The 23,262-nt window shown below is 40.9% G+C and carries 21 protein-coding genes; 19 read left to right on the top strand and 2 right to left on the bottom strand.

From position 1 onward, the window contains the following. The first annotated feature begins 126 nt into the window (after positions 1–126). Positions 127–597, top strand: coding sequence for a nucleoside deaminase (locus tag PH210_RS14030; RefSeq protein WP_289986275.1), 471 nt, complete (start codon positions 127–129; stop codon positions 595–597). Between the two features lie 69 nt (positions 598–666). Here PH210_RS14030 and PH210_RS14025 read toward each other — a convergent pair whose 3' ends face one another. Then, positions 667–1,884: an MFS transporter gene (locus PH210_RS14025; protein WP_289986274.1), complete on the bottom strand. Its 1,218-nt coding sequence runs from the start codon at positions 1,882–1,884 to the stop codon at positions 667–669. A 350-nt stretch (positions 1,885–2,234) separates the two neighbouring features. Between PH210_RS14025 and PH210_RS14020 the strand changes: the two genes are divergently transcribed. Then, the gene (locus tag PH210_RS14020; protein ID WP_483312116.1) at positions 2,235–3,584 is read left to right on the top strand and encodes an alkaline phosphatase; all 1,350 of its coding nucleotides are present in this window, start codon (positions 2,235–2,237) and stop codon (positions 3,582–3,584) included. 86 nt (positions 3,585–3,670) lie between these two features. Further along, positions 3,671–4,336, top strand: coding sequence for a DUF4352 domain-containing protein (locus PH210_RS14015; protein ID WP_289986271.1), 666 nt, complete (start codon positions 3,671–3,673; stop codon positions 4,334–4,336). Between the two features lie 10 nt (positions 4,337–4,346). On the opposite strand, the gene PH210_RS14010 is transcribed toward PH210_RS14015, so the two are convergent. Then, positions 4,347–5,090 (bottom strand): IclR family transcriptional regulator, encoded by a 744-nt coding sequence (locus PH210_RS14010; RefSeq protein WP_289986270.1) that lies wholly within the window; start codon positions 5,088–5,090, stop codon positions 4,347–4,349. A 148-nt stretch (positions 5,091–5,238) separates the two neighbouring features. On the opposite strand from PH210_RS14010, the gene PH210_RS14005 reads away from it, so the two are divergent. The 16 genes from PH210_RS14005 to PH210_RS13930 all read left to right on the top strand — a co-directional run bounded on the left by PH210_RS14005 (position 5,239) and on the right by PH210_RS13930 (position 23,155). Further along, complete coding sequence (locus tag PH210_RS14005; protein ID WP_289986268.1) at positions 5,239–6,105, top strand: dimethylarginine dimethylaminohydrolase family protein; 867 nt, start codon at positions 5,239–5,241, stop codon at positions 6,103–6,105. 18 nt (positions 6,106–6,123) lie between these two features. After that, positions 6,124–6,885 (top strand): dimethylarginine dimethylaminohydrolase family protein, encoded by a 762-nt coding sequence (locus tag PH210_RS14000; RefSeq protein WP_289986267.1) that lies wholly within the window; start codon positions 6,124–6,126, stop codon positions 6,883–6,885. A 42-nt stretch (positions 6,886–6,927) separates the two neighbouring features. Continuing rightward, the gene (locus PH210_RS13995) at positions 6,928–8,328 is read left to right on the top strand and encodes an amino acid permease (protein WP_289986266.1); all 1,401 of its coding nucleotides are present in this window, start codon (positions 6,928–6,930) and stop codon (positions 8,326–8,328) included. 37 nt (positions 8,329–8,365) lie between these two features. Then, entirely contained in the window at positions 8,366–9,985 is a 1,620-nt protein-coding gene (locus PH210_RS13990) for a M20/M25/M40 family metallo-hydrolase (RefSeq protein WP_289986265.1), read from the top strand. Positions 9,986–10,727: 742 nt separating this feature from the next. After that, positions 10,728–12,110: an L-cystine transporter gene (locus tag PH210_RS13985; protein WP_289986264.1), complete on the top strand. Its 1,383-nt coding sequence runs from the start codon at positions 10,728–10,730 to the stop codon at positions 12,108–12,110. Between the two features lie 197 nt (positions 12,111–12,307). Continuing rightward, a complete protein-coding gene (locus PH210_RS13980; protein ID WP_289986263.1) occupies positions 12,308–12,934 on the top strand; it encodes a histidine phosphatase family protein in 627 nt (208 codons plus the stop codon). Positions 12,935–13,011: 77 nt separating this feature from the next. Next, positions 13,012–14,304 carry an AAA family ATPase gene (locus PH210_RS13975; RefSeq protein ID WP_289986262.1) on the top strand — a complete coding sequence of 431 codons (1,293 nt, stop codon included), beginning with the start codon at positions 13,012–13,014 and terminating at the stop codon, positions 14,302–14,304. Between the two features lie 266 nt (positions 14,305–14,570). Then, the gene (locus PH210_RS13970) at positions 14,571–15,803 is read left to right on the top strand and encodes a Zn-dependent hydrolase (protein ID WP_289986261.1); all 1,233 of its coding nucleotides are present in this window, start codon (positions 14,571–14,573) and stop codon (positions 15,801–15,803) included. A gap of 161 nt (positions 15,804–15,964) precedes the next feature. Further along, on the top strand, positions 15,965–16,744 hold the full coding sequence (locus tag PH210_RS13965; protein WP_289986259.1) for an IclR family transcriptional regulator: 780 nt from the start codon (positions 15,965–15,967) through the stop codon (positions 16,742–16,744). 47 nt (positions 16,745–16,791) lie between these two features. After that, positions 16,792–17,676, top strand: a complete 885-nt coding sequence (locus tag PH210_RS13960; RefSeq protein ID WP_289986256.1) for an acetaldehyde dehydrogenase (acetylating) — start codon at positions 16,792–16,794, stop codon at positions 17,674–17,676. Between the two features lie 21 nt (positions 17,677–17,697). Next, a complete protein-coding gene (gene dmpG, locus PH210_RS13955) occupies positions 17,698–18,726 on the top strand; it encodes a 4-hydroxy-2-oxovalerate aldolase (protein ID WP_289986255.1) in 1,029 nt (342 codons plus the stop codon). 414 nt (positions 18,727–19,140) lie between these two features. After that, the gene (locus tag PH210_RS13950) at positions 19,141–19,542 is read left to right on the top strand and encodes a hypothetical protein (protein WP_289986252.1); all 402 of its coding nucleotides are present in this window, start codon (positions 19,141–19,143) and stop codon (positions 19,540–19,542) included. Position 19,543: 1 nt separating this feature from the next. Then, complete coding sequence (locus tag PH210_RS13945) at positions 19,544–20,212, top strand: PspA/IM30 family protein (protein ID WP_289986251.1); 669 nt, start codon at positions 19,544–19,546, stop codon at positions 20,210–20,212. A 275-nt stretch (positions 20,213–20,487) separates the two neighbouring features. Next, entirely contained in the window at positions 20,488–21,162 is a 675-nt protein-coding gene (locus PH210_RS13940; protein ID WP_289986250.1) for a response regulator transcription factor, read from the top strand. Beyond that, complete coding sequence (locus tag PH210_RS13935) at positions 21,152–22,531, top strand: sensor histidine kinase (RefSeq protein WP_289986249.1); 1,380 nt, start codon at positions 21,152–21,154, stop codon at positions 22,529–22,531. Before PH210_RS13940 ends, PH210_RS13935 begins: the two co-directional genes overlap by 11 nt. 261 nt (positions 22,532–22,792) lie before the next feature. Next, complete coding sequence (locus PH210_RS13930; protein WP_289986247.1) at positions 22,793–23,155, top strand: VOC family protein; 363 nt, start codon at positions 22,793–22,795, stop codon at positions 23,153–23,155. Positions 23,156–23,262 lie beyond the last annotated feature (107 nt).

Below are 23,262 nucleotides of genomic sequence, written 5' to 3'. Positions count from 1 at the left end.
TTCTCAAATTGAGAGAGCTAGTTTTTTAGTTATAAAAGTGTTTGGTGTAATCAATTTACAATTCTTTTTCCTGCCTAGTGATAATAAATTAAGTTAAGGGAAATTGAAAAGGGATGGGGGTAGTTTATGAGAGAAGAGACATATATGAAGATGGCCGTGGATATTGCTAATGAAAATGTGATTACTAACAGCGGAGGGCCATTTGGTGCAGTAGTGGTAAAAAACGGCCAAATTATCGGTGTCGGCCGTAATCAAGTAACAGCAAAGAAGGACCCCACAGCACATGCCGAGATTCAAGCAATTCGAGCGGCCTGTGAATTTTTAGATAGCTACCAATTGACAGATTGTGAGCTTTATACAAGCTGCGAGCCATGTCCGATGTGTTTTGGTGCCATTTATTGGTCCCGGCTTAAGACAATCTATTATGGCTGTACAAAAGAAGATGCAGCAAAAATTGGTTTCGACGACCAATTTATATATGATCATATAACCCTGCCTGTGGAAAAACGAAGTATCCCAATGATTCGTGTACTCCCCGAAAACACCTACTCCCCTTTCCAAGCCTGGATAAACTCAACGCAAAAAAAAGAATACTAGATGGTATATTAGGGTGTCAGGCACCACTCGTGGACATTTGTCCACGGGCGGTGCCTGACACCATTTGTTTTAATTTTCTTGTTTGATTGTGCGGGCCGGGGTTTGCAGGGTTTGCATGTGTTGGTGCCTTAAATAAAAGATAGCGGTCATGATAAGCGATAAACTTCCGAAAAGGACACACATGAGCCGAAGACCAATCAAATCTAACAGAAATCCGCTAATAAGAAGAACAATCTGGAAGCTAATTCGGTCAAGCATGTTTCGGAAAGAGAAGAATCGTCCGTGGAAATCCTTTGGTACCATTGTTTGGAAGATAGTGGCCGTTGTCGGGAAAAAACAGCCGACAGAAAATCCAAATAACACAAAGGCGGCAATGGTTACCACCGGAAGGTTTGCTAAATAGAGCATTACCTCCGATAACCCAATCAGACAGGAACAAGCAAACAGAATGAAATAGGGGGTAATTCTGTTACTGATTTGTTTGATGAAGAAAGCACCAATCATAAAGGAGATACCCTCCGCCGTGTAAATCCACCCTTTAATGGCAGAACTATCCTGAATTTCACTGATATTAATCACCATAAGATTAAATCCTCCGAGAAACAAAACGGGGACCAGTGTCATGATGAGGGTCATATAAACAATTGGCAGATTTGTAATAATCGGAAAAACATCTTTAAAACTGGTCTTTTCTAAAGTGCTTTTCTTAATTTGCTGAATTCCCTTGCTTTCATCAATATCCAAGAACCAAGTAAGGATGAATAATCCGATATATGCAACCAGAGAACTTACATAAAGCATCGAAAGCGGCATGATGACCAGCAATAATCCGGCCAATCCTGTTCCGATAATCCGGGAAAGGGTCGAGACATTCATATAAACACCATTTAAACGGAGCAGTTCCTTATCAGGAACGACCATTGGAAGGGCTGCTTGAAGGGCAGGAAAATAGAAAGCGGCTGAAATTTGAAGCAAGACTAGAAAAATGGCCATCCAATATATTGAGTTAGCTGCAATGGCAATGAGCATAAAGATTACACTGACAGCCCTCACAAAACCAGCGATAAGCATAACCCTTTTTTTACTCGAGTGATCAGTAAGTCTGCCGGCATAAGGTCCAACCGCAATTCCTGCAAGCAGTCCACCTGCTAGAAGGAGTGATTTTAAGAAGTCTGACGGGAGCATGTCCTGCATGAATTCCAAATTACCAATTATGCCAAACCACAAACCTATACCAGCAATAAATTCTCCCGTTAATAAAATCCATACATTTCTGTTTTTCCACATACGTTTCGCCTTTCGAAATTTAATTCATTCCTATCCAAGATACAACAATATTTCAAATATTAAAAGAAAAAAATGAGAACCAGCAATTGTTCGTTTTTTGTAAAGAAATGATTAAGAAAAGTGGGTAATAAGTAGGGAGAGGGGACGGTGGAAATAAGAAATTTTATCAATTTTTTTATAAGGACTGGGGTAAAATTCCTAATAATTCTCTTTTTTAATCCTCGCGCGTTTACAATTATTTACATTGTCTTAAAACTACCTCTCTATAATGAAAATCGTACGATAACTATTTTAAGGGGGAAATTAAATTGTTTAAGAAAAACCTGGTTAAAAAGATTCTTCCATTAGCTATGGTCTCAACTGTAGCATTTGCAGGTTTTGAAGGTACAATCGCTGCGAAGGCGCAAACAAATAAACCAGTAAACACCAATGCTGAAATTAAAAACGTAATTTTTCTTATTGGTGATGGAATGGGTGTTTCCTATACATCGGCCTACCGTTATTTAAAGGATAATCCTGCCACTAAATTCGTTGAACCTACTGAGTTAGATAAATACCTCGTCGGGCAGCAAACTACATATCCAGAAGATCCGAAACAGAATGTAACCGACTCGGCATCGGCCGCGACAGCGATGGCCGCGGGAGTAAAAACCTACAATGCCGCAATAGCGGTCGACAATGATCAATCAGAAGTGAAAACAGTGCTTGAAGCTGCGAAAGAACAGGGAAAAGCAACTGGGTTAGTCGCAACTTCCGAAATCACTCACGCAACTCCAGCATCCTTCGGTTCGCATGATGTAAACCGTAATAATATGAATGCGATCGCGGATGATTATTTTGATGAAAGGGTTAACGGAAAACACAAAATTGATGTCCTTCTAGGAGGCGGTTCGGATTTATTTATTCGCAAAGACCGTAACCTTGTTGAGGAATTCCAAAAGGATGGCTACAGCGCTGTTTCAAACCTTCAGGAATTGAAAAAGGACAATAATGACCAGGTGCTTGGGCTTTTTGCGAAGCGCGGCATGCCGAAAATGATTGACCGTACAGAAGAAATGCCTTCGCTTGCGGATATGACGAATGCGGCCATTGATCGGCTAAATCAAAATAAAAAAGGCTTCTTCTTGATGGTGGAGGGAAGCCAAATTGACTGGGCCGGACATGACAATGATATTGTCGGTGCCATGAGTGAAATGGAAGACTTCGAAAAAGCATTTAAAGCAGCGATTGATTTCGCTAAAAAGGATGGGCATACGCTGGTTGTAGCAACGGCTGACCATTCTACCGGCGGTTACTCCATTGGTGCCCGAGGTGAATACAACTGGTTCAGTGCTCCTATTAAGGCAGCGAAACGCACACCGGATTTTATGGCTGAGCAAATCGCAGGTGGTGCCGATGTGAAAGAAACGTTGACCAAATATCTTGATCTTCCATTAACCGATAAAGAAATTCAGTCAGTAAAAGATGTTGCTGGTTCCAAAAGAGTGGTAGATATCGATAATGCTATTGAACAAATCATTGACACCCGTTCATTCACAGGCTGGACAACTGGCGGTCACACAGGTGAGGACGTAAATGTATATGCATTTGGTCCTGCCAGCGAACGCTTTGCAGGTCAAATCGACAACACCGATAATGCCAAAATCATTTTTGGCATCCTTGAAAAAGGCAATAAAAAAACTGTAATCGAAGATAAGTAAGTTTTCTATGATAAAAAAATCCCGCTGCTCTTTGCGGCGGGATTCATTTTTCAAAAAAGTCCTTTCTCCCGATTGGAGGAGTCAATGTGAAACAGATTATGTTCATTTTTTCATTTGTTTTTCTTCTCGCAGGCTGTTCGTTATCATCGATTCAATCTAATTCGAAAGCTGAACAACCCCAAGATAAAAAGATTTCAGAAGCGGAGCATGACGCCTATTATAACAGCCCTCAGGTGACGGATGACTCCACTTTGCAAAGACCAGGCCAGTCCTTTACGGATGAAAAAGGGGAAGCAACACTAAAAGCAATGAAGCAGGTAAACAAGACTTATCATTTTGGCGATATTGAATACACAATAAGGGAAGTAAAGCTGCTTCATTACCGCCCAGATTACAGTTTAATTGACTATTTTCATCCGTTAACAGAGGCTGAAGAGTTTGACTTTATCAAAATAAGCGTCGATATTAAAAACCTATCAAAAGAAAAACGGCAATTTGCTCCTGTTGCACTATTTGAGACCAATACGGGTGTAAAGGCAGACTGGAATCAGGATATGTATCTCGAACATCTCAATGGCGTCTTAGAAGGGGATGAAGTAAAACGTGGCAGCCTTGGTTTTATTGTAAAGGATACAAAAAGCCAAAAGATTGACTGGATAAAAGTCTTAACAAGCGATGTCTATAACGATAAACAGGAAAAACTCGAAGAAGCACAAACTATCCAAATTCCTATTTATGAAAAAAGAAGTTAGTGGACAATCACTAACTTCTTTTTCTTCCCAATTTAGTAGAAATGCGCATGCCGTATTCCATCACTTTATTCCTTAAAAAGTTTTCTCTTTCTTCTGTTACATTAAAGCTGACATACCCGATGCTGATGGCACCTATTAATTCATTAGAATGGTCAAAGATTGGAGCGGCAACAGATGAAGTGCCTTTCGTTCTTTCACCATGACTTTCGGCAAATCCATCGTCACGAATCTTGTTCAATAAATTTAAAAAGTCCGCTTTGTCTACTTCGATAGGTACCAGCTTTTTTACGATTTTTACAGCATCATTTTTGGGCATATGGGCTACCATGACTTTATTGGCGGCCCCAATATTCATCGGAATTCTTATCCCCAGCTGGTCATAAATGCGGATCGGGTTATGGGGGCAGTCAATTCTTTCTACGATTAACGATTCCAGACCAATAGGTTTACTAAAATAAACACTTTCCCCGCACTCGTGCATCAATGCTTCCATTTCAGGGCGGATAAGCCCGACAAAATCAATGGTATCATACATCTGCAAGCCATATTCCAACCAGGCATTCCCCATTGAATAAAGCTTTGTTTCGGCCTCCTGTTGAATTAATCCGTGCTGCATCATCGAATGTAACAAACGATGCATCGTGCTGACTGGGAGCTCACATTCCTTAGATAAATCAGTAATGGAATACCAGCGCTTTGTGTCGTTTCCAGCAAGAACTTTAATAACCTCCATGGCTCGATCAATTGTTTGCATCACTTCATCTCCTAAAAATATTTTTTCAGTCAATTCTAAATATATTGACATGCAAAAACAGCTGCATTATTATCATAAATATAAGTTTTTCCATTAATAAGAATTATATTCCACTATGCGGAAAAAAGAAAGGGGGAAATGAAAATTCATGCTAGCATCGATGCATAAAAAGCTTAACCGGGTAATCGTCAAGCATCCAAAAGATGCTTTTCGTAATCAGGAGCATTTAAATAAGGAATGGAAAAGATTTAATTATTTCAGTGAGCCTGATTTTACCAAGGCAGTGCAGGAGTATGAACAATTTCTTGCGATTATGAACAAACATGTGGAGAATATTGAATTTTTACCTGCTTCAGAAAGTGTTGGTTTAGATTCTCTTTATGCCCATGATCCCGTTAAATTTTCGAAAAAAGGTGCGATTATTTTAAAATCAGGGAAAAAATTACGTCAGCCTGAGGCCGAAGCCTATAAAAATTACTTGCTAGAAAAAGATATCCCTATTCTTGGAGAACTCACGGGAGAGGCGACAGCAGACGGGGGAGATCTTGTTTGGCTCGATGATCACACATTATTAATTGGCCGCGGCTATCGAACGAATGATGAGGCAATTGAACAAATCAAAGAAATGACTAGGGATATAGTTGATGAGTGTATAGTAGTGCAGCTCCCTCATGATCAAGGGGAAGAAGAATGTCTTCATCTTATGTCATTTATAAGTATTGTCGACGACAATTTGGCTGTTGTTTACTCTCGGTTGATGCCGGTATTTTTACGACAGCTGCTCATCAAACGCGGCTTTCAGCTCATTGAAGTGCCTGATGAGGAATATCACCGGCTTGGCTGTAATGTTCTAGCTTTAGCACCGCGGGTATGTGTGATGGTTTCTGGAAACCCTTACACAAAGGCGAAATTAGTGGAGGCCGGGGCAACAGTTTATGAATATGAAGGCAATGAAATTTCTTATTTAGGAACGGGCGGACCGACATGTCTAACGTGTCCAGTGGTCCGTAATTAATAAAAGGGGGAAATAATCATGTTTAATAACACAATTGTCAGAGTACCTGGAGAGAACTACATTAATGGAATAACCACAGCCGATTTAGGAACACCTTTACTAGAAAAAGCTCTAGAGCAGCACGAAGCCTATATTGAAGCTTTGAAAAAATGCGGAACAGAGGTAACAGTCCTTCAGAGTCACGCGGATTTCCCGGATTCTACCTTCGTAGAGGACACAGCCGTTTTGACACCTAGATTCGCGGTCATTTCCAATCCAGGTGCACCAACAAGGAATGGAGAAATCCATGCTATGGAGCCTTCTATCAAATCCTTCTATGAAAATATTTATTATATTAAAGCGCCTGGAACACTTGAGGGCGGGGATATTCTTCAAATTGAAGACCATTTCTATATCGGAATTTCAACGCGGACAAATCAGGAAGGGGCCGAACAGTTAAAAACAATTTTAGAATTGGAAAACTACAAGGCAACGATTGTTCCGCTGGAAAAGTTCTTTCATTTAAAAACAGGAATCTCTTATTTAGGAAATCAAACCGTTGTCGTGGCAGGCGAATTCATCGACCATCCAGATTTCAATGAATATACCAAAATTATTGTCCCGCCGGAAGAGGAATACGCGGCAAACTGTATTCGAGTAAATGATTTTGTCATCATCCCGGCCGGATACCCAATCACAAAGCAAAAGATTAACGATGCGGGCTATCAAACGATCGAGCTTGATATGTCGGAATTCCGCAAGCTGGATGGCGGATTAAGCTGCTTATCGCTGCGTTTTTAAGAGGATGGTAGGTTCTGCTAAAATACAAGGGGTGAAAGAGGTATGGTCGAACATGGGGAACAGCAAAATCAATTAAATCGATCCATGAAACGCAGGCATTTGTTTATGCTTTCGTTGGGGGGAGTCATTGGAACGGGATTGTTTTTAAACGCTGGTTATACCATCAATCAGGCAGGTGCGGGCGGTGCATTAATCGGGTATTTATTTGGAGGAATCATTTTATACCTAGTCATGGTGTGCCTAGGGGAACTCGCTGTCTATATGCCGGTAACTGGGTCGTTTCAAACATATGCCAGTAAGTTCATTAGTCCATCTGCTGGATTTTCGCTTGGATGGATGTATTTCATTGGATCCGCGACTACGGCAGGTGTAGAATTTACCGCTGCGGGAATATTGATGAAACGGTGGTTTCCAGACATTTCGGTCTGGGTGTGGTGTGCCGTTTTCATTGCATTGCTATTCGTGCTCAATGCCCTGACAACGAAGGGATTTGCGGAGGCAGAATATTGGTTTGCGGGAATTAAAGTAATAGCTGTCATATTTTTTATCATTATTGGTTTTGGCGCGATTTTTGGGATTATTCCATTGGAAGACCGCCCGGCACCCTTTTTAGAGAACTTGGCTCCATCAGGATTGTTTCCGGCGGGGTTTGTCATTCTTTTTGTGACCATGATGAACGTTATTTTTTCCTATCAAGGATCGGAATTGATTGGAATTGCAGCAGGTGAAAGCGAGGATCCGCAAAAGAATATCCCACGTGCGATTCGGAACGTCCTTTATAGAATTATCATTTTTTATTTAGCTTCAATTGTCATTTTATCAGCAATTTTTCCAAATAAGGAATTAGGATTATTGGAAAGTCCATTCGTTACATTGATGGATTTAGCGGGTATCCCATTCGCTCCAGATATTATGAATTTTGTCATCCTGACAGCCATTCTTTCGGTTGGAAACTCCTGTATTTATGCATCGACCCGACTGCTGTGGGCGATGGCGCATGATGGAATGGCACCGAAAGTATTTGGAAAGCTGTCAAAGCGTAAAGTTCCTTTCACATCCCTGGTGTTTACAATGATATTTTCGCTTTTATCCTTGTTAACAAGCGTAATTGCTGCAGACACGGTGTTTGTATTATTAATGTCGATTGCAGGTATATCGGTGACCATTTCGTGGATTGGAATCGCTCTTTCCCAATTGATGTTTCGAAAGAAATATTTGCGTGCAGGCGGTAAATTAGAGGATTTACAATACAAGGTACCGTTTTATCCAGTAATCCCAATAGTTTGTATCGTATTCTGTGTGTCAATCTTACTATTCCTGGCCTTCGACCCAACACAGCTAGTCGGTTTACTGGTAGGGTTAGGATTTTTGGCGGTCTGCTTCATTTTCTACCACTTTAAGAATAAGAAAAACACCGAAGTGAACATAAACGCAGGCCTTTAACTAACACTATTACAAAATTTAAAGGGGTATTAATATAATGGAACAACTTAGATGGGGGACGCCGGATGCTCTTCGAAGGCTCCTATGTGAAGTAGTGAGTTGGAAGAGCATGACATTAACGGAGGGAGAACGAGAATTTCCTTCAAAAGTACAAGCAAAGCTCGCAGAAGTAACCTATTTTCAAGAGAACACTAATCATTTAGAGCTTCATGATGCCGACTTAGGCCGGAGGTTTTTAACGGCATTATATAAACACCCAAGTGCAAAGGAAACCATCGTCCTTATTAGTCACTTTGATACCGTGAATACAGAAGAGTATGGGGATCTTGAGGAATACGCATATCAGCCAGAAGAATTAACCCAGCTCCTTCTGACCAGAAAAAATGAGCTGCCGGAGGATGCAAGGAACGATCTTCAATCAGGAGAGTATCTATTCGGAAGAGGCACGATGGACATGAAAATGGGTCTTGTTATGCATATGGGCTTGATCGAAAAAGCCTCGGTCGAGGAATGGCCGATTAATCTTCTTCTGTTGACCGTACCGGACGAGGAGGTCAATTCGTCAGGAATGCGTGCAGCAGTGACCAAGCTTTTGGAATTAAAGGATGAGCATCAGCTGACATATAAACTATTCCTGAATGGGGAGCCGGTATTTACGCAAGAACCGGGTGATAAAAATTATTATGTTTACTCAGGTTCAATCGGCAAAATCATGCCGTCCGCCCTATTTTATGGGAAAGAGACGCATGTTGGTGAACCGCTTAGCGGCATTACGGCGCCGTATATCGCCTCTTTTTTAACGCAGCGAATGGAATGGAATCCAATGCTGCAAGAAAGGGAGATGGGTGAAACTACTCCTCTTCCTGTCACCCTTCAACAAAAGGATTTAAAACTGGAATATTCTGTGCAAACACCTTACCGGGCATCAGCTTTATATAATGTGTTTTTAATGAAGCGGAATGCCGATGAAATCATGAGGATTTTTGAAAAAGTTGCCAAAGATGCTGCTAAAGCCTGTAACGAAGCATATACGCGAGTCTGCCGAGAACTATTTGCAGAGCCGGTTGGAAGCGTGCGTGTGTTACGTTACGAAGATTTATTAAAGCATGCCACCCAAAAGTTTGGGGAAGAAAAGGTGGAAGCAATTAAGGCTGGCATTCATGCTAACCAAGAGTGGGATGACCGGGAAAAATCCTTCCGAATTGCTGATACATTGATGATCCAGTGTCAGGAACTTGCACCAGCCATCGTCCTGCTTTTTGCACCTCCTTATTATCCTGCGGTCAATTCATCGGAGGATGAACTTGTGAAACAATGTGTGGATTACGTAAAGAAGGAAGGGCACGCAAAATTTGATTTGCCGGTAAAACAAATCCATTATTTCAATGGTATTAGCGATTTAAGCTATGTGAATTATCGGGATGAAGGGGAAGGATGGACTACTTTCCAAGCAAACACCCCTGTATGGGGCAGCAGCTACAGCATCCCATTCACAGAGATGGCCCAGCTCCAAGCCCCGGTTTTAAATGTCGGCCCCCTTGGAAAAGACGCACATAAGCGTACGGAACGTCTCCATATGAAAAGCGCTTTTGAGGAGGTACCTGCACTAGTTGAAGGTATGATCCAAATGATTATGAATATGAGACAAAAAAACTGATTTACATAAGGTGGATCAGTCAGGGCTGTCCTTTTGGGGCAGTCTTTTCATTTTAAATTCGCTAATGAATTGGTGGCTCTTTGCTCGGTTCGCAAATAAAACCTTCAGATTCGCAAATAAAACTCCTAAATTCGCAAATAAAACCTTGAAATTCGCAAATAAGATCTGTTTTTTCGCAAATAAGAAGTTTTAGAAACTAATAATAAGCCGTTTATCAGCGGAAAAATACAAAATATCAGCGGATTTAAAGGATTTATCAGCGGATTTTTATATTTTATCAGCGAATCTGGAGCATTTATCAGCGAATTAATTTCTTATGCTGCTAAGAAGGCTTTCTAGTCCCGTTTTTTTCAAACTACAGAAAAACTAATCAAACGATTGATTAAATAGAGATGAACGCATACCGGGTCTAATATTTGCCTTACCTCATAAAAACTAATCAAACGATTGATTAAACGAGGCTGAAGTCATGCCGGGCTTGATATTCACCATTTGCCAGAAAAACTAATCAAGCGTTTGATTAAACGAGGCTGAAGTCATGCCGGGTCTGATATTCACCATTTGCCAGAAAAACTAATCAAGCGTTTGATTAAATGGTACTAAAGGCTTGGTATATTAAGGTTATACCCGACATATCCATTAGATATCAAACGTTTGATGAAACTCGTAATTTATAATTCCGACTTGGTTGATGGGAATGTGTTGTATTGGCGATTTCCATAAATATTAAAGGAGGAACAATATGGATACCTTTCTAATCATCGTGAATATTGCCGTTCTGGTATTACTCATGGTTGGTTTGTTCATGATGCAAAAAAAGCACGTTTCTTTTTCAAAGCGTGTTTTTACTGCGCTGGGTTTAGGTATTATTTTTGGTTATCTCATTCATTTAATCTATGGAACAACTTCCGAAGTAACCACCGGTTCAATCGATTGGTTTAACATTGTCGGCAACGGGTATGTGAAACTGTTACAAATGGTCGTGATGCCGTTAGTCTTCATATCTATCGTTGGCGCGTTTACGAAACTAAAATTAACAAAAAACATTGGAAAGATCAGCTTCCTTGTAATTGGAATTCTTCTTGGAACCACTGCCATTGCCGCTGCTATTGGGATTGGGTCAGCATTAGGATTTAACCTTGATGGTGTTCATTTAACAGAAGGGGCAGCTGAAAAAGCCAGGAATGCTCAATTAGAAGAGAGAGTGGCAGGTGTAGAAAACATGACGCTGCCGCAGCAAATTGTCGAACTCATTCCAAGCAATCCATTTCAAGACCTAACTGGGGCTCGTCCGACCTCAACCATTGCCGTTGTCATTTTCGCCACGTTTGTTGGAATTGCCTATCTTGGAGTCAAACGCAGGGAATCAGAGCATGCAGAATCGTTTGCGAGAATAATAGATACTCTTTATTCGATAACCATGAGGGTGGTTACACTCATTCTCCGGCTGACGCCATACGGAATCCTTGCGATTATTTCAAGGGTAGCGGCAACAAGTGATTACGACGCCATTGCCAAATTAGGTAAGTTTGTCATTGCTTCCTATGTGGCACTGATTATCATGTTTATTGTGCATTTGCTACTATTAACACTAGCAAAACTCAGCCCTTATAAATATGTGAAAAAAGCATTACCTACCCTAACCTTTGCCTTCACTTCACGAACTAGCGCAGGGACACTGCCGATGACGCTTAAAACGCAAACAAAGGATTTAGGAGTATCTGAAGGAATTGCCAACTTTGCAGGATCCTTCGGGCTTACCATCGGTCAAAATGGCTGTGCCGGAATTTACCCAGCAATGTTAGCTGTTATGGTCGCACCTGCAGCAGGGGTAGACCCAACAAGTTTATCCTTTATCTTAACGCTTATTTTAGTTGTGGCCATCAGCTCATTTGGCGTAGCAGGTGTTGGAGGAGGCGCCACCTTCGCAGCCCTGATTGTCCTATCTGTCATGAACCTGCCTGTAGCAATTGTCGGTCTATTAATCTCTGTTGAGCCTTTGATTGACATGGGACGCACTGCCTTAAACGTCAGCGGCGCCATGACAGCAGGGGTCTTAACAAGCAAAGCGACAGGTGAATTTGAAACCGAAGTATATCAACAGCCCGATATCGTAGAGGCATAAAAAAAGAATAATAACAAAGCTGGATAGCAATTTTAAAAGCTATCCAGTTTTTTATTGCTATTCCGGCGCCTCCTCTTTATTTTTCAAATATATAATTCAGATTATTTAGATATCTTCCTTTACCAATCATTAGGAACTTGGTAAAGTAGATTGTAAGATAATCGAGATTACCATTAAATACATAAGGGGTGGAGACTATGAATATTTATCTAATTCGCCATGGGGAAGCAGAGCATAATGTAGATAGATTCTTGATGGCACATACTCATGATTCTCAGCATAGTTTGACCGAGATCGGCCATAAGCAAGCACAAATGACAGCTGAATTTATGAAAGAGATTGTAAATGAAAAGTCAGTCCTATTTTGTTCTCCTTATTTACGGACAATGCAAACGGCGCAGGCGATTCATTCGTTACTGCCCGAGCAAATTCCATTTTTCCAGAACCCGCTGCTAAGAGAGTGGGAGTTAGGAAATTTATATGATTTTAACAATCGCACTCCGGAGGCAAAAAAGGAATTTAAAGCGGCAGGACAATTTTACTTCCGCTATCAAAATGGAGAATCATTAGCAGATGTGTACCTGCGGGCAACCATGTTTATGAACACCGTTCTAGAACGCGCGAAGCAGCAGGGGCGCTACGAAAATGTCGTGATTGTCACGCATGCAGCCTTTATTCAGATGCTCCTTACATTCCTAATGAATTGGCCTATTGAATCACTAGAGAAATTTAAACCAGTTGAAAATGCATCTGTTATTAAGATTAATGAAGCGGATTGGGATTACCAATATGAAAAGATTTTTGTTCCAATTGTAGAGGAATGAAGTGCTAAAATCATCCACTAGACTATTAGCATAGTAGAGGGATAATAAAGGTGTATATTTTTTAAAAGGAGAACTAAATGAAAAATAATAATGTTCTTTTTCAAATAGGAGAGATAGACCGAGAATCCTTGCCATATTATTATGACTTTGGCAAAATTGTTTCTACTATTCAAGAAAAGCTTGTGGTTGAAACGGGTATTGAATTTCAAATGTACTCTGATTCAGATACCTCCAATGAAATTTGGGATATCCTCGAAGAAGACTTAAAAGAGGAATCTTCGGAATTGCAGCTGATTAGCTATATTTATAAGGAAGGCGAGACGAAAACGATTTCGTCGAACCATACCGATAAAACGATGGAGTTCATTGTAAAACCGCGTGTGGAAAACGGGCTTTACTATTATCCGAACTATGAAGTGGCCTTATCGAGAGTGATGATTTTTCAAAGTGATGGAGATATGGACCGGGATCTCATTTTTGCCAAAAATGATGCTTGTTTAGTGTCGTTTCTGAAATATGTTCTAAAGAGAAAACGGGAATATATCAAAAATTACGTCACGGTTTTCACGGATACGGATGATGGCGTGGAGACCGAGATTGAAAGCATTACTAGCTTAGTAACCCGAGATGATGTCTTTTTAGAGGATTCTTTAAAAAAAGAAATCTACCGTTCGATTGACCAATTCTTCTCTGAGAGCGGTGAGTTTTTCAAAACCTACGATATTCCCTACAAGCGGGGGATTCTATTATACGGAAGGCCAGGAAATGGAAAGACGACACTCGTGAAATCCATTGCCAGCAGCATTAACGCGCCTGTCGCCTATTGGCAGATTACCGAATTCACCTCGAGCTATACGATTAAAGAGGTGTTCACCTCTGTATTAAAATTGACGCCAATGGTATTGGTGATTGAGGATATCGACTCCATGCCTGCAAGTGTTCGGTCTGTTTTCTTAAACATATTAGATGGGGCGACTTCAAAAGAGGGGATTTTCCTTATCGGGACGACGAACTACCCAGAAAAGATTGATCCGGCACTGATGAACCGCTCCGGCCGATTTGACCGAGCCTATGAGATCAAATTGCCAACGAAAGAGCTTCGTTATCAGTATTTGGTTCGTAAAAAAATCGGTCGTATCCTCTCCGAGGAAGAGATTCAGGAAGTCATTGAGGCTACAAAGGATTTCTCCTATGCCCAGCTTAATGAACTTTATGCCTCCATCGCCTTAGAATGGCATTATGATCAGAAGGTCGAAATCACCCGTCTATGCGCAGACCTAAAATCCGACCAGCGCAAACAACACAAACAAAAATGGGATGAATCATTCTCAACCGCCTCCATGGGCTTTACAGGTTTTACAAGTGATTAAAAATGGTGTCAGGCACCATTCGTGTACATTTGTACGCATCCAGTGGACACTCAGCGTTATGCTGGGTGTTTTTTTGTGGCGTGTACTGTAAATCATACAAACTATAAAACAATTGTTGTGAAGGATTTGATATTTTGTCTAGTGACAAATGAGGGTCGTCCAAGATATGATTAAAATGACTGAATTTTCCCGCTTTTGTACTCTAAGAGATTTATAAACATTAAAAGAAAATAGCTGCACTTATTTTCTAAAAGGGAGTGTTTTAAATGCAGAAACAAAAGTTGTTGATTAATGGGGAAAGACTACAAAAGGAACTAGAACGGTTCGCCGGCTTTGGCCGTACAGAAAATAACGGGGTCACACGCCTGTCATTGTCAGAGGAAGACCGCCGCGTAAGAGATTATTTCCGAACGTGCTGCGAGGAATTAGGCATGACAGTCAAGGTGGATGACATGGGCTGCATGTATGCCACACTTGAAGGCACGGAAAATAAACCGCCGATTCTCATTGGCTCCCATCTTGATTCCGTCAAAAAAGGAGGCCGATTTGATGGTGTTTTAGGTGTTGTCACCGGGCTGGAAGTGGTGAGAACATTAGTGGAAAATAACATTAAGCCCCGGATTCCGATTACGATTGTCAACTTTACAAATGAAGAAGGAGCAAGATTTGAGCCTTCGATGATGGCTTCAGGTGTGCTCTCAGGCAAATTTGACAAGTCTGTCATGTTGAAAAAGAAAGATGCTGACGGAATTACATTTGAAGAAGCACTTAAATCAATTGGCTATGAAGGAGAAGTATCCAATCGTCTAAAAGAAGCAACCGCCTTTTTAGAGCTACATATCGAGCAAGGTCCAATTCTCGAAAAGGAATCACTTACAATTGGTGTAGTCGAATGTGTTGTTGGGATGGCATGTTATGAAATTGAAGTAACAGGAGAATCCGACCATGCGGGAACGACCCCAATGGATATGAGAAAGGATGCCCTTTTTGCCACCAATAATTTAATCAATGAAATTCGCTCACGTTTAGGCTCATTAGATCCTGATTTGGTCTTTACGATTGGAAGAGTAAACGTGTATCCAAGCATCCATACCGTCATTCCAAATAAAGTCGTCTTTACTCTTGAAGCACGGCACAAGGATATGGAAATCGTCGGTACCGTCAAGGATTTCATTCAAGGATTGTCAAATTTTAAAGACAATGAGGGCTGTGGGATCAAAACAACCAAGCTATGGGACCGTGACACCGTTTGGTTTGCACCGGAAATCTGCAGTCAATTAGAACAGTCCGCAAACTCATTGGGGTATTCCAATAAACGAATGGTCAGCGGTGCCGGCCACGATGCCCAGTTTATCGCCAGCTACGTCCCTACTGCCATGCTGTTTGTTCCAAGCATAAATGGAAAAAGCCATTGCGAAGAGGAATTAACCACTTGGGAAGATTGCGAAAAAGGGGTAAATGTAATTTTAGACACAGTGTTAGCTTTATTATCAAAATAAATGAACTCGAAGACTTTTCCACCAACATTGGGGGAAGAGTCTTTTTTTTTGAAAAACAACAATTCTGAATTGACAGATATATTGTTTGTTAGTTACTATAAAGACATAAATTAAATATTTACGAACGACATTCGACAATGTCGAACAGAAAGGAATCGAAAATGGCTGAACGATACATTCAATCCATCGAAAGAGCAGCAGACGTCCTTGAATTGTTTTTAGCCTCCAATTCAGAACTCAGTGTAAAAGAAATAAGTGAAAAGCTAGGTCTTTCAAAAAGTACGATTCATGGAATCATCAAAACCCTTGAATATCGAGGGTATCTTCAACAGAATCCTGATGATTTGAAATATAAGCTTGGCTTAAAACTTTTCGAGCTTGGAAACAAAGTAAGCAATCAATTTGATATTGGAAAAATTGCCCGTCCGATTATGAAAGAATTAGTTGAATCACTTATGGAAACCGTCCACCTAGTTGTATTTGAACGCGGTGAAGTTATTTATATTGAAAAATTGGATGGTCCCCGCTCCTTAAGAATTTACTCACAAATCGGTAAAAGAGCTCCAATCCACTGTACAGGGGTAGGGAAATCCATTCTTGCCTTTCAAGAGGAAGAAGAGATTGATAGCCTCTTAGCGAACGAGGATTTGAAACCGTTTACCGAGTATACCTTGACGGATAAAGCAGAGATAAAAAAACAGCTTCAAACGATTCGGGAGCATGGCTATTCTGTCGATGATGAAGAAATTGAATTAGGTCTCAAATGTGTGGCCGCTCCTATTTTTAATCATCAAGGGAAGGTCATTGCAGCCATTAGCTGTGCCTCACCAAAAGTGAGGCTTACCGAAGACAAGCTGGCTGTAGTGATTAAAGAAATTAAACAGGCTTCATTAGAGATTTCAAAAAATATGGGATTTAAAACCCAACCTGCGCTCGCGTAGGCTCGGTTACATAAATTATTTTTAGAAATTAAAGGAGGAGAACGAACATGTCAAAAGTAAAAGTTGCCATTCTTGGTTCAGGTAATATTGGAACCGATCTCATGATTAAATTAGGGCGTTCTGAAATTTTGGAACTCACGACTGTCATTGGTATTGATCCGGAATCGGATGGATTGAGACGTGCTAAAGAATTAGGATACACAGCTATCGATACAGGATTAGAAGGATTTCTTGAGCGGCCTGAATTAGCAGATATCGTTTTTGATGCCACCTCTGCAAAAGCCCACATCCGCCATGCAAAGCTGCTAAAAGAAGCGGGAAAAAAAGTGATCGATATGACTCCGGCAGCAAGAGGACCATTTGTCGTTCCATCAGTAAATATGGGTTCGAACATCGAAGCGGAGAATATCAACCTGATTACATGTGGCGGTCAGGCAACGATTCCAATGGTTCATGCGGTTAACCGCGTAAGCCCGGTAGAGTATGCGGAAATTGTTGCAACCATCTCCAGCCGCAGTGCCGGACCAGGAACGCGTGCTAATATTGATGAATTTACGGTCACGACATCAAGAGGAATCGAAGAAGTAGGGGGAGCGAAGAAAGGAAAAGCGATCATTATCCTTAACCCTGCCGAACCGCCAATATTAATGCGTGATACCGTATATGCCCTTGTAGAAGAAGGAAAGATGGACGAAGCGAAGATCACCCAATCTATTAAAGAAATGGAAAAAGCAGTTCAGTCTTATGTGCCTGGATATCGCTTACGTACCGAACCTATTTTTGATGGCAATAAGGTGACTATTTTTATCGAAGTTGAAGGCGCGGGTGACTACCTGCCGAAATACTCCGGAAACCTGGACATTATGACAGCCGCAGGCGTAAAGGTAGCGGAAGAGTTTGCGAAAAATCTAAAAGCGAATCAGCTAGTTTAATAGAAAGGGGAGAACAACACAATGACAAATGCCCGAGATATTTTTATTACAGAGGTAGCATTAAGGGATGGCAGCCATGCCATTGCCCACCAATTTACAGTTGACCAGGTTTTAAAGGTAGCAAAAGCATTAAATGATGCAGGCGTTCCTTATATTGAAGTATCCCATGGTGACGGTTTAGCAGGTTCATCCTTACAGTATGGCCTGTCCCGAACAAATGAACTGGAATTAATTGAGGCGGCTGTTTCTGTTGCAGACAAGTCTAAAATTGCCGTCCTTCTCCTGCCAGGAATTGGGACGGTTAAAGACCTAAAGGAAGCAGCGAAATTAGGGGCAAAGATGGCACGTGTGGCCACCCATGTAACGGAAGCGGACGTTTCCCTGCAGCATATCCATGCCGCGAAGGAACTAGGGATGGAAACCGTCGGATTTTTGATGATGTCGCACATGGCACCGGTTGATAAATTAGTAGAGCAAGCTAAGTTAATGGAAAGCTATGGAGCAGACTCGATTTATGTAGTCGATTCTGCGGGCGCCTTGCTTCCTGAGGGGGTCCGTGAACGCATCCGTGCCTTGAAACAGCATGTAGGTGTTAACATTGGTTTCCATGGTCATAACAACCTTTCCCTTGCAATGGCGAACACTTTAGTGGCGATCGAAGAAGGCGCTACTAGAATCGATGGAAGTGTCCGCTGTTTAGGAGCCGGAGCAGGTAACACGCAAACGGAAGTGCTTGTTGCCGTGCTTGACCGGATGGGCATCAAAACAGGCGTAGATGTTTATAAAATGATGGATTTAGCTGAAGAGATTGTCGCACCCATTTTACAAACTCCACAAGAGATTACAAGAGACAGTCTTGTGCTTGGTTATGCGGGCGTTTATTCAAGTTTTGCGCTTCATGCGAAACGAGCGGCATCCAAGTTCGGCATCGATTCACGCGATATTTTAATAGAGTTAGGTAAACGTAAAGTGGTCGGCGGCCAGGAGGACATGATTGTAGATGTGGCCGCAGAAATTGCCAAAGCTAAGAGTGTAGAAACAGTACGTTAACGTTAACGGGGCTAGGCTCCAATCAAGGACTTTCCTGTAAATCGGGAAGGTCCTTTTTATTTGTTGAATGTGGCTTGCAAATTGTAGAATCCCTACTCAAATTTGTAGGAAGTACCTTCAAAATTGTAGAATCCCTACTCAAATTTGTAGGAAGTACCTTCAAAATTGTAGAATCCCACTTTCGAAGTAAGAGAAAATAACCGCAATTGTAGAATAAGACTTAAAGTTTGTAGAATACCCACTCAAATTTGTAGGAAGTACCCTAAAAATTGGAGAACCCCCCTACGATTTTGTTGAATCCCACTATCATACTTTTTTTACAAAAAGAATTTCATGACTAGCGTTCCTTTCACCAAGTTTTCACCATTCTCTATTAGAATTCATATCATCAAGGAACGAAAGGAGGAAAATTATATGAAAAAGAACAAAGTTGTTTTCTGGGGTATCATCATTGCCGCTTCAGTTTTGGTGATCAATGTACTCCACTTTTTTTTAGGGGGGCATAGCGCTTTTGCCAGAGGTCCACATGGACAAGGCCATGGAGGAATGAGAACTCGAGGAGAGGGCTTCGGTCATAACCAGTTCATGAATGGTCCGCATCATCATGAAGGCGAATTCCCATGGATCGCCCTTATTATTGGACTAGCTGTCCTCGCGCTACTCGTAAGATGGCTTAGAAAAAAAGCAAAGACATCTTCAATGAAACAGTTTATTGACACATCTATTGTGGGTTCACATACACCGGTCATGAATCAAAATGCAGCGATTTTGGACCAATGGGAAAAAAATATTATGACTAAAAAGGAGACTGAATAAAATGGGTATTTTTAGAAGAGTAAAAACAATTGCAATGGCAGAGGTTAACGGACTATTGGATGGCATCGAGGATCCGATCGCAATGTTAAATGAATATTCCAGAGAAATGGAGCAAGAAATTGTAAAAGGTCAAAAAGCGTTAGCACGACAAATTTTTGTAGAAAAGAAACAGGCGGCTCTCATATCTGAAACACAAAAATTAGTAGACAAGCGTACCCGCCAGGCGAAGCTGGCAATAGAAAAAGGCGAAGAGGGAATGGCAAAACTGGCCGTGCAGGAAAAGCTCACCCTAGAAAAGCAGTCGGCTCTCTATCAGGAACAATATGAGGCAGTAAAAACTCAGACGAAAATCTTAGTTGAAAAATTAGACCAGTTGAAAGAAACATACAACCAAATGCAGCAAAAGAAAATCTTATTAGCTTCTCGTGCAAATGTTGCACAATCTATGAAACAAATTCAGAAAGCAACTGTTTCCTTCCAAACTGATACGATTGCAAGAGGGGTAGCCCGTGCCGAAGAACGGATTTTGTTAATGGAAGCAGAAGTACATGCAGGCAGCCAATTCGCAGCTCCTTTAGCCCAATTTGATACAGCCTATGATAATTTCATTAACGATGAGGAATTAAATAACGAAATTGAAAAATTGAAAAAGGAAAAGGTAACGATTTAGTAGACCAAAGAGCACCTGAATATGAGGTGCTCTTTTTAAGTGAATTTTAAGCTTGCTAAGTTAGATTTTATTGGTAAGGCTATTTTCGCATAAATTGTTGTTTTTCGTATAAGTTTATCAACCAGTATAACTAGTAGCTTCGGGGCATCTTTTCGTAAGTACATTTGCGAAAATAGCCCAGAAACTTAGGTAATGAACCTTATTAAGTTTCAAAAGCAACAAAGTTTACGAAAAGAGCCATTGGTAAAGAAAAAACTCTATAAGGAGTCTTAGCAATGAATATTTTATTAGCAGAGGATGATTCACGCCTAGGTGAATTAATCGTATATATGTTAAAAAAGAAAGCCGGATACAAGGTTGATTGGGTTCAAGAAGGGGACGATGCGTTCTATTATGCCACCTCCTTACCATATGATGTCATAATCATGGACTGGATGATGCCAAACGGGAGCGGAGTAGAAATCTGCAGACGACTAAGAAAAAACGGTTATTCCGGTGCAATCCTCATGTTAACAGCAAAGGATGCGGTTCAGGACCGTATCGAAGGACTGGATTCCGGCGCTGATGATTATCTCGTCAAACCGTTTGAAATTGAAGAGCTGCAGGCTCGATTGCGGGCACTTTCCCGCCGCAACTATGCTCCTATTTTAGAAGAGGAAATCGAAATGGAAGATTTGATTCTGAATCGGATGAGTCACGTCGTAAGTTCCAGTGGAAAGGAGATTCCATTAAGTCCCCGTGAATTTCAGCTTTTGGATTTATTGGTGCAAAATAAAGGACAAGTCCTGCCGCGCGAGATCATACTAGAGCGGATTTGGGGCTTTGATGCGGATGTGGCTATGAAAACGATTGATGCGACCGTCAAATTGATCCGCAAAAAGCTCGTTCCACTTGGAAAACAAGAACGGCTGCAAAGCATTAGAGGGGTAGGATATAAATTTGAATCTTAACCCATTATCATTTATTCGTTCAGTTAGCAGGGAAAAGGATGTATTTAAGAGCGCACAAGGTAAACTTACCCGGATTTATAGCGGAATTTTGATGTTATTTCTCATCCTTTTTATCGTCATCGTGTATTTTGTGCTCCATTTTGTAATCATGCAAAATCAAGAAAAGGAGCTTCAATCTTTAGTAAATCAGGAAGCTGCCTACATTGAAGAATATTTATTGAAAAATAATCTAACGGATTTGCATGAAATGCAAAATCAAGAGGTTGTCTTCGCTGGAGTGAATCAATATTTCTATTATGTAGTAGGCACTAATGGCGAAGTGATGATGGAACAGGAAGCTAATCGCCGCATCCGTCCCGATATTCTCCGAATTTTGCAGGAAGGTCATCAAAATGAAATACAGAAGAAAACTCTCCGTATGGAGAGAAGGGGAAATAAAGGCGAATTCCATCCTTCTGAAGTGGATCAGGATATCCGATTGATCATTGCCAGCAAGCCCATCTATTATAAAGGACAATTCATTGGTCAGCTTTATGCAGGAAAAGACATATCATTTGTCTATCAATTGTTTCACTGGGTTCTCATTATTTTAGTTGCTTTAGGTGGTATCTTTTTCGGAATTGCAATCGCTATTAGTACGAAAATGTCAAAAAGAGCGATGGTTCCGATAAGCGGAGCCTTTTTAAGGCAGAGAGAATTTGTTGCAGATGCCTCTCACGAACTGAGGACTCCTTTAAGTGTGCTGCTATCATCGATTGATGCGATAGAAATGACAATTGAACCGCAAAAAGAAGATTTTTCTGGGAAAATTCTTTCGAATATGAGGCAGGAAGTTAAGCGGATGACCCATTTGGTGAGCGATCTATTGACTCTCGCCAGATCTGATTCGAATACGATCGAACTGAAAACCGAAACATTTGACTTCCGTCCATATGCAGATAAAGCCTTAGAGTCTGTAAGTCCGCTGGCTGCGGCAAAACAAATATCGCTAAACCTGGAATCACCTGCAGTACTGATGGCGGTGGGAGATCCAGAGCGGCTCTCGCAGCTTTTATATATTCTATTAGACAACGCTATTAAATACACCCCAAATGAAGGGAAAGTCAAGTTATTCCTTTCAGAAGAAGGACAGGAGTTAGGCATCGCGGTTCAGGATACTGGAATTGGAATTGAGCGAGAGGAGATCAAGCAAATTTTCGAACGCTTTTACCGTTCCGATAAGTCGCGCTCCAGACAAATGGGCGGACACGGATTGGGACTTTCCATTGCCAAATGGATTGTGGATACCCATAAAGGGACCATTAAAGTTTCGAGCGAGATAGGAAAGGGAAGCACCTTTATCGTGAGGATTCCATTTGGTCTCAAATAAGGATAATTTAAAAACTAATCAAACGTTTGATTAAATAGACTAATACCTGAAGAATGCTAATCAAACGTTTGATTAAATAGAATCCAACCCTTGATTTATGGGAATTATTACAATGAAAGAAAACTAATCAAGCGTTTGATTAGATCTGCCTGAACCCTTGGTAAATAAGAGTTTGTTGGAAACTTTGAAATCAGCAATTGAAAAACTAATTAAACGTTTGATTAAATAAGGGAGAAAGCAAAATTCTAGGAGGAAACAAAGATGATTTCAAATATTGCAACGGTCGCGATTTATGTTGACGATCAGCAAAAAGCAAAAGAATTTTGGACAGAGAAGGTTGGTTTTGAAGTTAAAGCTGAATTTCCAATGGGACCAAATGCCTTTTGGCTCGAAGTAGCCCCTGCAAATACCCAATCACACTTAGTGCTTTATCCAAAATCCATGATGCCTGGACATGATAGCATGAAGGCATCCATCGTTTTTAACTGTGAAGATGTAATGGGTACATATGAAAAAATGAAAGCAAACGGTGTTGTTTTTAAAGATGAGCCGAAGGAAATGCAATGGGGCACTTTCGTTCATTTTAGCGATGAAGATGGTAATGAGTTCCTGCTTAAAGGATAAGTTTCGAAATGAGGGTCAGCCGGATTCCGGTTGATCTTTTTATTTGGTTTTATTTATTTTAAAATTCTAAAATCAAAAAATATCTATTTGACAAAAAGCGCTTACAA

Origin of the sequence: Paenibacillus sp. BSR1-1 (assembly GCF_030403775.1) — a bacterium.
GTDB lineage: Bacteria > Bacillota > Bacilli > Bacillales > Cytobacillaceae > Neobacillus.
The sequence above is the reverse complement of the archived record's forward strand: the minus strand, read 5'-3'. Positions and strand labels throughout refer to the sequence as shown.